This is a genomic window from Pseudoalteromonas sp. SK18 (assembly GCF_001974855.1).
In the GTDB taxonomy this organism is placed as follows: Bacteria; Pseudomonadota; Gammaproteobacteria; order Enterobacterales; family Alteromonadaceae; genus Pseudoalteromonas.
This window is the reverse complement of record NZ_MTQB01000005.1, coordinates 131,159-143,510: the sequence shown is the minus strand read 5'-3', so window position 1 is coordinate 143,510 and position 12,352 is coordinate 131,159. Positions and strand designations below refer to the sequence as shown.

At 40.2% G+C, this 12,352-nt stretch carries 11 protein-coding genes and 1 tRNA gene; 3 read left to right on the top strand and 9 right to left on the bottom strand.

Translation table 11 applies throughout. The features are described from left to right. Nucleotides 1-8: 8 nt before the first annotated feature. The 3 genes from nusA to BW139_RS05900 all read right to left on the bottom strand — a co-directional run bounded on the left by nusA (nt 9) and on the right by BW139_RS05900 (nt 2,359). On the bottom strand, nt 9-1,508 hold the full coding sequence (nusA, locus tag BW139_RS05910) for a transcription termination factor NusA (protein ID WP_008114544.1): 1,500 nt from the start codon (nt 1,506-1,508) through the stop codon (nt 9-11). A 38-nt stretch (nt 1,509-1,546) separates the two neighbouring features. Then, the gene (rimP, locus tag BW139_RS05905) at nt 1,547-2,002 is read right to left on the bottom strand and encodes a ribosome maturation factor RimP (RefSeq protein ID WP_008114543.1); all 456 of its coding nucleotides are present in this window, start codon (nt 2,000-2,002) and stop codon (nt 1,547-1,549) included. 280 nt (nt 2,003-2,282) lie between these two features. Beyond that, nucleotides 2,283-2,359 (bottom strand) — tRNA-Met (locus BW139_RS05900). Between the two features lie 225 nt (nt 2,360-2,584). On the opposite strand from BW139_RS05900, the gene BW139_RS05895 reads away from it, so the two are divergent. Continuing rightward, complete coding sequence (locus tag BW139_RS05895) at nt 2,585-4,138, top strand: cryptochrome/photolyase family protein (protein WP_076919002.1); 1,554 nt, start codon at nt 2,585-2,587, stop codon at nt 4,136-4,138. A 57-nt stretch (nt 4,139-4,195) separates the two neighbouring features. Here BW139_RS05895 and BW139_RS05890 read toward each other — a convergent pair whose 3' ends face one another. Next, nucleotides 4,196-4,642, bottom strand: a complete 447-nt coding sequence (locus tag BW139_RS05890; protein WP_010391385.1) for an Hsp20 family protein — start codon at nt 4,640-4,642, stop codon at nt 4,196-4,198. A gap of 290 nt (nt 4,643-4,932) precedes the next feature. On the opposite strand from BW139_RS05890, the gene BW139_RS05885 reads away from it, so the two are divergent. Both BW139_RS05885 and BW139_RS05880 read left to right on the top strand, forming a co-directional pair. Then, nucleotides 4,933-5,196, top strand: coding sequence for a GrxA family glutaredoxin (locus BW139_RS05885; protein ID WP_008114535.1), 264 nt, complete (start codon nt 4,933-4,935; stop codon nt 5,194-5,196). Nucleotides 5,197-5,356: 160 nt separating this feature from the next. Further along, on the top strand, nt 5,357-7,198 hold the full coding sequence (locus BW139_RS05880) for a DEAD/DEAH box helicase (RefSeq protein WP_076919000.1): 1,842 nt from the start codon (nt 5,357-5,359) through the stop codon (nt 7,196-7,198). Between the two features lie 228 nt (nt 7,199-7,426). On the opposite strand, the gene BW139_RS18330 is transcribed toward BW139_RS05880, so the two are convergent. The 5 genes from BW139_RS18330 to BW139_RS05855 form a co-directional block, all read right to left on the bottom strand. Then, nucleotides 7,427-8,404, bottom strand: coding sequence for a hypothetical protein (locus BW139_RS18330; protein WP_076918999.1), 978 nt, complete (start codon nt 8,402-8,404; stop codon nt 7,427-7,429). Between the two features lie 140 nt (nt 8,405-8,544). After that, on the bottom strand, nt 8,545-10,104 hold the full coding sequence (locus tag BW139_RS05870; RefSeq protein ID WP_010391381.1) for an AbgT family transporter: 1,560 nt from the start codon (nt 10,102-10,104) through the stop codon (nt 8,545-8,547). 143 nt (nt 10,105-10,247) lie between these two features. After that, nucleotides 10,248-10,523 (bottom strand): YfcL family protein, encoded by a 276-nt coding sequence (locus BW139_RS05865; protein ID WP_054202147.1) that lies wholly within the window; start codon nt 10,521-10,523, stop codon nt 10,248-10,250. A gap of 3 nt (nt 10,524-10,526) precedes the next feature. Further along, complete coding sequence (locus tag BW139_RS05860; RefSeq protein ID WP_054202146.1) at nt 10,527-11,669, bottom strand: ATP-NAD kinase family protein; 1,143 nt, start codon at nt 11,667-11,669, stop codon at nt 10,527-10,529. After that, entirely contained in the window at nt 11,659-12,213 is a 555-nt protein-coding gene (locus BW139_RS05855; RefSeq protein WP_054202145.1) for an elongation factor P hydroxylase, read from the bottom strand. Before BW139_RS05855 ends, BW139_RS05860 begins: the two co-directional genes overlap by 11 nt. Nucleotides 12,214-12,352 lie beyond the last annotated feature (139 nt).

The following is a 12,352-nucleotide window of genomic DNA, read 5'->3' as shown; positions in this document are numbered from 1 at the left end:
TTAATAAATTACTCGTCTGCAAACCAACAAATATTACGTGCAGCCATAATTAGCTCGCCCGCTTTCTCTGAAGATAGCTCTGTAATATCTACAAGCTCATCAATGCCTTGCTCAGCTAAGTCTTCAAGTGTTACTACACCCTTGCTTGCCATAACAAATGCTAAATGACGCTCTAAGCCTTCAAGCGCAAGTAAGTCTTCAGCAGGCTCAGCGCCTTCTAAGCTTTCTTCCGTTTTAAGGGCTTTCGTTGTTAATGCATCTTTTGCACGTGAACGTAATACGTCCACTGTTTCTTCATCTAAGCCGTCGATTTCTAAAAACTCAGAAGCAGGTACATACGCAACTTCTTCAAGTGTTGAGAAACCTTCGTTGATAAGTAATGACGCAAACTCGTCATCAATATCTAAGTTTTCAGTAAATAAGTTAATTAACTTATCTGACTCAGCTTCGTTCTTAGCGCGCATTTCATCAACGGTCATTACGTTTAATTCCCAGCCAGTTAACTGGCTTGCTAAACGTACGTTTTGACCATTACGACCAATAGCTTGTGCTAAGTTATCAGCTTCAACAGCAATATCCATTGAGTGAGTGTCTTCATCCATTACGATTGAAGCCACTTCTGCTGGTGCCATTGCGTTAATAACAAACTGCGCTGGGTTGTCATCGTAAAGAACGATATCAACACGCTCGCCGCCAAGTTCTGACGATACAGCTTGAACACGTGCGCCACGCATACCAACACACGCACCTACAGGGTCTATACGCTTATCATTAGACTTAACTGCGATTTTAGCGCGTGAACCTGGATCGCGAGCTGCGGCACGTAGTTCAATCATTTCTTCGCCAATTTCTGGCACCTCAATGCGGAATAATTCCATCAGCATTTCTGGTTTAGAACGGGTTACAAATAACTGTGCACCACGTGCTTCTGGTTTAACTTCATATAGAAGACCACGAATACGATCGCCTGGACGGAAGTTTTCACGTGGCAGCATGTCGTCACGGTAAATAACCGCTTCTGCGTTGTTACCTAAATCAAGAACGATTGCATCACGCGTTGCTTTTTTAACAACACCTGTTACTAGCTCGCCTTGCTGATCTTTGTACGCTTCAACCACTAAGGCACGCTCTGCTTCACGTACTTTTTGTACGATTACTTGCTTAGCCATTTGTGTTGTTATGCGGTCAAATTTAATTGATTCAATCTGCTCTTCTACGTAGTCGCCCATTTTCAAGTCTGGTTCTTCAACTTGAGCAGCTTCTAACGTGATTTCGCTGTATGGATTCTCTAAAGAACCATCTTCTAATACAGCAGCAATTTGCCAGCGGCGGAATGTATCGTAATCGCCAGTTTTACGGTCAATTGCAACACGTACATCAATTTCACCATCATGCTTTTTCTTTGTCGCTGTCGCTAATGCGAACTCTAGAGCTTCAAAAATCTTTTCTTTTGGAACCGCTTTCTCATTGGAAACGGCTTCAGCAACCAATAATATCTCTTTTGCCATGGGTAATGCCTCGCTTGCCCTATTCCTTCGCACTCGAATTAAAACTTTGCGATTATGTTCGCACGTTCAATGTTACTAAGCATGATTAAATGCTCTGCACCATCGCTAGATAGTGTGATCATATCGCTGCTAACTGCTATTAAGTCGCCTTTAAAATTACGGCGACCGTCTTGTGGAAGCTTAGTACGCACGCGTACTTCCTCTCCTTGCGCCTGCTCGTAGTGATCTTGTTTGAATAATGGACGATCAACACCAGGAGACGACACTTCCAAATCATATTCGTTTGTAATCGGGTCTTCGACGTCTAAAATCGCACTAATTTGACGACTTGCATCGGCGCAGTTGTCAACTGAAATTCCATCCTCATGAGCAATGTATACTCTTAAGGTAGAATGGCGACCCGCTTGTACAAACTCAAGACCATGTAATTCAAAGCCTAGCATTTCTACCGCAGGCGTTAACATGGTTACTAAATCTTGTTCAAGTTTTGTCACGAAAATCCTCCATACAAACAAAAAAAGGGCTTATAGCCCTAAAATACTGAGTTTAAATTTTGATTTAATCGATAAACATTAAATCAAACGGTGCAGATACAACAACGCCCCGAACCAAGCGGGGCGTCACACCAAAAAACGCAAAAACTGTGTGGCCTAGGGCCAAGCTTGGTTGCGAGTCAGTACCCTGACCAAATTAAACTTCATTAGCTTAAACGCAAAACGCGCATTACTTAGAATGCGCGATATAAAGTAGTAAGTTTAAACCTACTATTAAGATTGGTTGCGGGAGCCGGATTTGAACCAACGACCTTCGGGTTATGAGCCCGACGAGCTACCAGACTGCTCCATCCCGCGCCAATAGATAAAAAGTTAATAACTTAATATCGCTGTTAGTAAATTTTATAACCTACTAAACAATGGCCGCTATTATAAGGATGTGCCACTAAATTAGCAACCATAATAAGTAATAAGTTGATAAAAAAAGCAATGCTGTTTATTGCTTTGCTCTATGATTAAAACGACATGTAGAAATCGATCGCTTTTTCAAATACAGCGTATAAATATAAGTTTTGGCTAATTATGAAAAAATACAACACTCTAAAATTGATTTTAGGTGATCAGCTCAACCCTGCTCATTCGTGGTTTAAAGACAAATCAGACGACACCGTATTTGTAATTGCTGAGCTTATGCAAGAAGCACAGTATGTTAAACACCATGTGCAAAAAATATCAGCCTTTTTTAAATGCATGGAAAACTTCGCTAATGCACTAGAAGATGCTGGCTTCAATGTATTACACCTCACGCTAGATGACACCAAAGACGATGATGACTTACCCGCTCTTTTAACGCGTTTAGCCAAGCAGCATGAATGTACCTCTATAGAATATCAATACCCAGATGAGTACCGTTTAAAAACACAACTTCACGAATTCGCGACTAATAGTGAGTTAACGGTGAATGCCTGTGACAGCGAGCACTTTTTATTGGCATTTAACGACATAGACAAACGCTTTAAAAAAGATAAACACGTCACCATGGAGCATTTTTATCGGGCAATGCGTAAGCAGTTCGATATTTTAATGGAGGATGACAAACCTCACGGCGGTCAATGGAACTTTGATGCAAATAACCGTAATAAGTTCTCAAAAAACGACTTAGCTGATATCCCCAAACCAAAATTATTTAAAAATGATGTTAGCGCCATTATTGAACGTTTAGATAAACATAAAATAAATTACTTTGGACAAATAGAAACTCAGTTAAGCTGGCCAACAACCCGTAAACAAGCTATCAGTGCGCTTGATCATTTTTGTGCGCATTTACTGCCTCGATTTGGTCAGTTTCAAGATGCAATGACAGATCAATGTCCTGATAAAGATACCTTTTATCACAGCCGGTTATCGTTTGCGTTAAATGCCAAAATTTTACCCCCTCGCTATGTTATCGACCGTGTTGTTAAAGAGTTCCACCAACGCCAAGATGAAATATCGATTTCTCAGGTTGAAGGCTTTATTCGCCAAGTACTGGGTTGGCGCGAATATGTGCGTGGCGTGTATTGGAAAAACATGCCCGATTACGCCAACAAAAACCAGCTTAATGCAACTCGTGTACTGCCGAGTTATTTTTGGAATGGTAAAACAAAAATGAATTGCTTAAGCCACTCATTAACACAAAGCTTAGACAGCGCGTATGCCCATCATATTCAGCGCTTAATGGTAATAGGCAATTTTTGTTTATTAACCGCCATTAATCCTGATGAAGTGGATGAATGGTATTTAGGTGTTTATATCGATGCAATTGAATGGGTAGAAATGCCTAACGCCCGAGGGATGAGCCAATTTGCTGACGATGGCATCATTGCCACTAAACCTTATGCGGCCAGCGGCAACTATATAAATAAAATGAGTGACTACTGCAAAAGCTGCCAATACAAAGTGAAAGAAAAAGTGGGTAAAGATGCATGTCCGCTAAACAGCCTTTACTGGCAGTTTATGCACAAACACCGAGAGCGACTTGAGAAAAACCCACGAATAGGCATGGTTTATCGTAATTGGGATAAACAAGATGAATCATTACGCCAACAAACTTTAGATCAAGCCCAGCACTACATTAAACATATTGAAACTCTATAAACGCAAAAAGCCGCCAAATGGCGGCTTTTCACAGGGAAAATACGTGTGCTAGCTTAGCTATTTGCTTTCTAGCATATTGCCTGAGCCAATTTCAATTTTACGTGGTTTAAGCGCTTCTGGGATTTCGCGTTCAAGGTCGATGCTCAATAAGCCATTGGCTAAATCTGCGCCAAGTACTTTAACGTGGTCACCTAACTGAAACTTACGTTCAAAGTTACGCTCGGCAATGCCTTGATGAATGAATTTGCGCTCATCGTTTTGATCTTTACCTGCTTTAGTACCTGATACAACTAAAGTATTGTTTTCAGATTGCAGGCTTAACTCGTCTTCACTAAATCCAGCAACTGCCATAGTGATACGGTATTTGTCTTTATCAAGCGCTTCGATGTTGTACGGGGGAAAACTTGGCTGCTTGTCAGTTCGTGCAGCGGCATCCATTAATGATGCTAAATGATCGAAACCAATGAATGAACGGTATAGGGGTGATAAATCTACTGTACGCATAATAATATCCTCATATTTAAGCGATATTTTGCTGATACTTTTCGTTTGAACAAGTAACGGCAAAGTTTAATAAATAATATAATTTTCAAATAGTTCTGTTTAGATGAAGACCCATCAGGCGTCCTCAAATAACTATTTATGGGCGGACAATTTTATTTCAAGATTTTTTTATAAAATATTTTTTATTTTTATTTAATCCCTAAAAAAAGCGAACGCAATAATCGCTTTTTTGCACTGTAATAAATAATGAAATTAGTTACACTAGGGTTAATTAATTTGAGGAGAGCGTTATGTTAACAGTAATTTTTGGCCGTGAAGGCTGCCCTTTTTGTGTTCGCGCTAAAGATGTTGCAGAGCAACTTGCTAATGACCGCGATGATTTTAAATACCGCTACATCGACATCATCAAAGAAGGTATCAGTAAAGAAGATTTAGAAAAGTCTGCAGGCAAGCCATGCCCGACTGTGCCACAAATTTTTGTAGACCAAACACACATTGGTGGTTTTACAGAATTTGAAGCCTACGCCAAAGAAAACCTAGGCCTTTACCAGTAATTTTGTAGGTATATTGTTAACCAGCTTAATTAACGCACAACTTGAGCTGGTTAAATTTCGACCAACATCAAACACATATAAATTAGTTGTAATTTATACAAGCATTTGCCTCGCATTTCCTATACAATGCGCGCCTCTTTAAATTCGTTGAGGCGTATTAATGTCAGAACCAGTCACGTTTGAATCTCTAAATCTTTCTCCTGCAATTTTAAAGGCAGTTGAAGAGTTGGGTTACAAGACACCATCTGAAATCCAAGCTCAATGTATACCGTTATTGCTAGAAAGAAAGGACGTACTGGGACTAGCACAAACGGGTACAGGTAAAACAGCAGCATTTGCACTGCCATTACTAAATAATATTGACCCGTCTGTGAAACAGCCACAGATCCTTGTACTCACACCAACACGTGAGCTTGCGATCCAAGTTGCTGAGGCATTTGAACAATATGCAAAACACACTCGTGGTGTTGAAGTATTGGCACTTTATGGTGGCCAGAGCTACAGCATCCAGTTGAGCGCACTTCGTCGTGGCGCGCAAATTATCGTTGCTACACCGGGTCGCTTAATCGATCACATAAACCGTGGCACTATCAAGTTTGATGCTCTTCAAGCACTTGTACTTGATGAAGCCGATGAAATGCTACGTATGGGCTTTATCGATGATGTTGAAAGCATCATGGAAAAAACGCCGCGTGAAAAGCAAACATGTCTTTTCTCTGCGACGATGCCTAAGCAAATTCAAAACATCAGCAGCAAATATATGAATAACCCTGAACAGGTTCATATTTCTGCGCGCAACTCGACTGTATCATCAGTTGAGCAAGTGTTTTGGAATGCCCATGTTCATAAAAACAAAGCGATTGTTCGTTTCTTAGAAGCTGAACAATATGAAGGTGCTATTGTTTTCGTACGTACGCGTAACGACACAGTGCAACTTGCTGAGTTATTAGAGCGCGAAGGTTTCTCTGCAGCACCACTTAACGGTGACATGAACCAGCAAGCGCGTGAGCGCACGGTTGATCGCTTAAAAAGCGGTATGCTAAACATTGTTATTGCAACAGACGTAGCGGCACGTGGTCTTGATGTAGACCGTTTAAGCTTAGTTATCAACTACGACATTCCACAAGATTCTGAAGCCTACGTTCACCGTATCGGCCGTACAGGTCGTGCTGGTCGTACTGGTAAAGCGATTCTTTTCGTTAAGCATAACGAGCGTTATTTACTTAAAAATATCATTCGTCATACTAAATCTGAAATCGCACAAGTTGAATTACCAACAGCTAAAATCGTTGAAGAAAAACGTATCAATGCATTACAAGAAAAGCTTACGCTTGCTCTTGAAAACAAAGATATTACTTTCTTCAATGAAGTGGCTGCCAACATGGCACAAAAACTTGAGCTGGCTCCTGAAGACTTAGCGGGTGCATTACTGTGTTTAGCACAGCAACAATCACCAATTAAAGTTGAAGAAGTTAAGATTCAACCGCGTGAGCGTAACGAACGTAATGATCGTAATCCTCGTAGCAATGACCGTGGAGACCGTGGTCGTCGTAACGAACGCCCTGAACGTGGCGGTGAGCGCGCTGAGCGTAAACCTCGCGAGCGTAACAGTCGTGATGCAGGCCCTATGGATACATACCGTATCGAAGTAGGTCGTGAACATGGTGTTCAGGTTAAGAACATTGTTGGCGCAATCGCTAACGAAGCAGACATTTCAAGCAAGTTTATTGGTGACATTCGTCTTCACGACAGTCACAGTACGGTACAATTGCCGCAAAACATGCCTAAAGATGTACTTGATCACTTCCAAAAAGTGTTTATTTGTAAACGCCCAATGGGTATGACATTAACACAAGATCAAGGTCCTTCTGAGCCACGCGGCGAGCGTTCTGAACGCCCTGCTGGTGACAAGAAGCGTAGCTTTAACAAAGAAGGCCAACGCCCTGATAAGCGTAGCGGTCCTCGTAAAGAACGTCGCCCAGTTAGCTTCACCGCTAAGTAAGCAACGATTCTTTAGTAAAAAAAACCTTGCCACGAAAGTGCCAAGGTTTTTTTGTGTCTGGAATTTGAAGGTAATAGGTTCAAGGTGAAAGGTTTGAGCAGCTAGGCGTTAAATTTTTAACTACATATAAAACTTGAGAAATTAATCGTAAAATATAATTTAACCTTTATTAAGAATAACTCTTTAATAAGAAATCAAATTTTATGTATTTACAATTATTATTAATTTCTATCTGGGCTGACTTCTCAATACTTCTGTTATATAGCACTCATGTCGAAAGTCGTCAGCGGTATATTCATCTGCCTTAACATTAGAAATTGAACTATATTTTATCCATAAATTTAAAATATCGACTAAGGTACTTTGTCTTTTTTGAGAGAAATAAAAGCTATTTTTAGACTCTCCATCGTCAAGAAAGCTAGTTTGTAATGCGTAAATATCTATAATTAATTTTATAATTAAAGTAATAGGCTCTTTTTGAATTGAAAAGTGGCGAATACCTATAACATGACAAACTTGTAAAAGAGTCGCGTCCATAATCCCTAAAAGATATATTATTTTTAAGGTATATATATTTATAGAATTCTCTTGTTCTATATTTTGCTCTTCCGAAAAGTCTGGAAACAATAAGTTTATAAACTTCAGCTTATTTCTTTTAGTGTTTGCTATTTTCCCGAATTCAAAAACCTTAGCCTCGAATAGTTTCATAAATTCATATATATATTCTATTTTCTCAATATCTATCTCGAAATATGGATCTTCTTTTTTTGTTGGTTTTGGATAAAAGCGTGTAAAAATTAATGTAGCATCTTCAGGTCGGATGCATTTAAAGTTATCATTAAATATAACTGCAGAGAATTTTTCTTTAAATAGAGTTAACTCTTTATGATAAAGATCTATTTTATGCTCAAATTCTTGCCTTTTTATTGTTCTTTCCTGGTAATTCAAATTAGATTGAAACTGTAATGCACGAAAGTTAGCGGTTGCTAAAGTAGCAAGAGGTAATGCTGAACCTAAAATCCATAAGGGAACATTCATATACTCTAAGAAAACAGATAAGGTTTTCTTATTCGGCCATTCAATTGATAGGCCATCGTTTATAAAAATAAAACTCATCAATAAAGAAGATAAGCCAACCGGTATAATTATAGCTATCCAAAAATATGAATATGTAAATACACTGCTAATCTGTTTATTGTTATTCATTTACTTTAAGTCCCTCAATGCACACTCAAGCTAAGAGAGTTATTATTTAATCCGATTAAATAAATATGCTTAATTTAAAGTTCTAAAAAGCCCCACCAGTTCATGGTAGGGCTTTTACTTTGTTATAGCGAATATATTTGTTAAGGCGCCACAGCGGGATACACGTAACTGGCATCAAGTCCTAATGGGATACCGAGTGCCCAGTAGCCTAGCAAAAAGATACTCCAGCCAATCATAAAGGCGATTGAATACGGTAGCATCATCGCGATAAGCGTACCTATGCCTGTGCCTTTAACGTATTTTTGACAGTACACCACCACCAGCGGGAAGTATGGCATTAGCGGGGTGATAATATTAGAACTAGAATCTCCCACACGGTACGCTGCTTGCGTTAAGTCTGGCGAAATACCGAGCTGCATTAGCATAGGTACAAATACCGGACCTAATAGTGCCCACTTAGCCGAGCTTGAACCAACAAACAAGTTTACAAAACCAGTTAGGAAAATAATCCCTACCACCGTTACAGAGCTCGGTAACTCCATTGCTTTTAATACTTGAGCCCCTTCAATTGCCAGTAAAGCACCTAGGTTTGATTTACTAAATGCAGCAATAAATAATGAACAAAAGAATGCCATAACAATGTAATACGCCATACCATTCATGGCTTTGCTCATCGCATCTATCATGTCTTTAGAGCTTTTAAAGGTGCCTACGGTAAAACCATATACTGCGCCTGGGATCCAAAACAGTAAGAAGATTAGCGGCACTATTGACTGCATTAGTGGTGAACTAAAGTTTGTTAAAGAACCATCGCTGCTGCGCATCGCTGAATCAGCTGGTGCGGATACGTACGCTAATAACGCAATACCTGCAATCATTACGGAACTGGCAATAAGAAAGGCGCGCTTTTCGTCACTACGCGCATCTTCAAATGCTGGTAGGTCTTGAGTTTCACCATCTACTGGTGAATTTTTTAAACGTGGTTCAATAATTTTATCGGTGATGTACCAGCCTAACATTACAATAAATAAGCTTGATGCTGAAGCAAAGCCCCAGTTATTAAGCGGGTTAATGCTCATTGTTGGATTAATAATTTGTGCTGCACTTTGCGTAAAGCTTTGCAGTAACGGGTCAATCCCAGATGGAATAAAGTTAGCGCCAAAGCCACCGCTAACCCCTGCAAATGCCGCTGCAATACCGGCAAGCGGATGACGACCTGCTGCAAAAAATATTACCCCAGCAAGTGGAATAACCAGCACATACCCTGCATCGGTAGCCGTATGGCTCACAATAGCTACCAAAATAATTGAGGGTGTTAGTAATTTTCTAGGCGTTACTTTGAGCATTAATTTAAGGCCGGTATTAATAAAGCCCGAATGCTCTGCAACGCCTACACCTAGCATAGCAACCAGTACTACACCCAGTGGCGCAAAACCGGTGAATGTTTTTACCATAGAAGATAAAAAAGTGGCCAACGAATCGCTGGCAAGCATGTTATTAATGATAATGGCTTCGCCAGTACGAGGGTCTATTGCATCAAATGTGACGCTTGAAAACCACCAAGACAAAAACCAGATTAATAACATGGCAAACAAAAAGATAATTGCTGGATCAGGAAGCTTATTACCTACCCGCTCAACAAAATTTAAAAATCGCGCAACTATGCCAGTTGGCATTGTCGCATCATTATTGTTATTCATTTCACTTGTTCCCTAGAATTTAGACTACGCTACTTTAGCGTATCTAAGGAATGAGGTAAATTTTAACTGAATAAACAAGTTCTTTTTTAGGCACAAAAAAACGCGGCTCAGTAGCCGCGCTATTTTTAATGAATGAAAAAAGCTTATGCAAGAGCTTTTACTTCATCCCATATTCTTACTACGAGTGCTTTATCGTCTTCATTAAGTTCGCCGTTGCGATAAGCTTTTACTAAGCTTTTTTCAACCGTATCGTTTAGTTCTGCAACTTCTAGATTTAATTCTTCAACTTGTGCATAACCTACGGCTAAGTCAAAGTGCCCGCGTAAATAACCGCCGGCAAATAACTCGTCATCGGTGGCTTTTATCACTAAATCATCAAAATATTGCTGCGCAGCATCTATGTAATTTACTAAACTCATGTGTTACTTCTCCTCTGGGTGCAGCCCATCTTGATGACCTACTGCATACATAATATGGTCGTTAAACCCACTGGTTACACGTATATAACCGCTTAATTCATCATCTAATTTGCTATCACCGGTATCACAAATCAGCGGTCGGCCATTTAAAGCCTGTAATTTTGTTTTAGTAGCCACCACAATAATATTATCGCGACCTATCGCTTTAATTAACGCAGGACTGAGTTGTTGATTACCTCGACCAAAAATATGCCCTTGACCGCCAATTAGAGTGATCACTAATTTTGTTTCACGTCCTGAGGTAAGTTCAAGAAGTTGCTGGGCTGTTAGGTCTTGGCCTACTAAGGCTTGATCTTCAACTAAATCAACACCGAGTAAGGTATTTTCAAGCCCCATCTCTTCCATCACTGCGCCAACGGTAGAGCCACTACCCATGACATAGAGGGTATCGGCATCCATTTCACTAACGACATAAGCAGCTATATCTGCTAGCACTAGCTCGTCAGTTTCTTTACCGCCATTTTTAACCGCTTGTACATAGCGCACTTCACTTGGCACTTGCATTTCACCATAACGTTTTGCTTTTACTGTTCCTTGGCGAAAGGCCACTTCATCAATGTCCATCACATCAGCATCGCTTAATGTTACCAGCTCACCTTTTACCAGCATTTCAACTACACGGCCTGCGGCTTTTGGCGTTATGGCATACACGCCGGAATGAATTTTACACCCAGCAGGAATGCCCAACACGGGTACCGAGTCTTCTACAGCATGGCAAATGTTGCGCGCCGTTCCGTCGCCACCAGCAAATAAAATTAAATCTACACCTTGTTGCTGTAATAAACGAGCTGCAGCTTCGGTATCGTCACTGGTTGTGGGTGAGTTACTTTGATAAACCACTTGCGTATTAAAGCCCAACGCTTTTGCTGTTTGCTCCCCCATTTCATCATTAACAGTATAAATAGTAATGTTTGATTGATGAGGTACAAGCACTTCAAGTGCAGCTTTAGTGCGGCTATTTGACTTAGGCTCTGCACCTAATGCAATGGCTTTAGCTGCGGTATCTTCACCGTCACTGCCCTTAAGCGCCACAGTACCACCGAGTCCTGCGACCGGATTTACAATCAATCCTAACTTAAACTGCATCTTTTAACTCCTCGGGAGAACGCCATGTAAACTGCGCAGCATGTAATGGCCACGTGGTGTTATAAAATTTACACAGTGCTTTTAATAGTAAGGTTGTTCTTGGGTTAAACCCGTTTTGCAATAACTCTAATAACTTTGCATGAACGCGAGACTGAAACGCAAATCGACAAGTTTGCTCACCATTTAAATTATCTACCGATACGTTAAAATCAAACCCGGCAGCCACACTCAATGCCCACTCTATTGCTTGAGGTTTTACCTCTACTGATTCAAATTCCGCTTGCTGTGTAGCATCGCGCCCATCAGGGCAATACCAATAACCATAGTCTTCACTTAAACGGCGCTGAGAACCTGCCACTAACCAATGAGCTATTTCATGCAATGCACTGGCATAAAAACCATGGGCAAACACAATTTGATGATGCGGGGTTGTATCATTTGCGGGAATGTAAATAGGCTCATGCTCACCTTTTACCAAACGCGTGTTATAGCTTTGGTAAAAAGTGTGTTCGAAAATAGAAATCAGATCAGCTACTTGGTGCATAAATACTTCGTATACTCGTTTGAACCCGATGCTTTAAAGACAGATGAAATTAGTATAAAGCACACTAAAAACGAAGCGAATTGTACGTACTTTTATCTACAAAGTAAAAAACAAGTGATTAAAAACATTGTTAGCGCTA

What these genes read in the sequence shown, in the direction of transcription:
- BW139_RS05870 (WP_010391381.1), bottom strand. Translation starts at nt 10,104, where the DNA reads ATGAATAACAATAATGATGCGACAATGCCAACTGGCATAGTTGCGCGA.
- BW139_RS05865 (WP_054202147.1), bottom strand. Translation starts at nt 10,523, where the DNA reads ATGAGTTTAGTAAATTACATAGATGCTGCGCAGCAATATTTTGATGAT.
- BW139_RS05885 (WP_008114535.1), top strand. Translation starts at nt 4,933, where the DNA reads ATGTTAACAGTAATTTTTGGCCGTGAAGGCTGCCCTTTTTGTGTTCGC.
- BW139_RS05890 (WP_010391385.1), bottom strand. Translation starts at nt 4,642, where the DNA reads ATGCGTACAGTAGATTTATCACCCCTATACCGTTCATTCATTGGTTTC.
- BW139_RS05895 (WP_076919002.1), top strand. Translation starts at nt 2,585, where the DNA reads ATGAAAAAATACAACACTCTAAAATTGATTTTAGGTGATCAGCTCAAC.
- BW139_RS05860 (WP_054202146.1), bottom strand. Translation starts at nt 11,669, where the DNA reads ATGCAGTTTAAGTTAGGATTGATTGTAAATCCGGTCGCAGGACTCGGT.
- BW139_RS05880 (WP_076919000.1), top strand. Translation starts at nt 5,357, where the DNA reads ATGTCAGAACCAGTCACGTTTGAATCTCTAAATCTTTCTCCTGCAATT.
- nusA (WP_008114544.1), bottom strand. Translation starts at nt 1,508, where the DNA reads ATGGCAAAAGAGATATTATTGGTTGCTGAAGCCGTTTCCAATGAGAAA.
- BW139_RS18330 (WP_076918999.1), bottom strand. Translation starts at nt 8,404, where the DNA reads ATGAATAACAATAAACAGATTAGCAGTGTATTTACATATTCATATTTT.
- BW139_RS05855 (WP_054202145.1), bottom strand. Translation starts at nt 12,213, where the DNA reads ATGCACCAAGTAGCTGATCTGATTTCTATTTTCGAACACACTTTTTAC.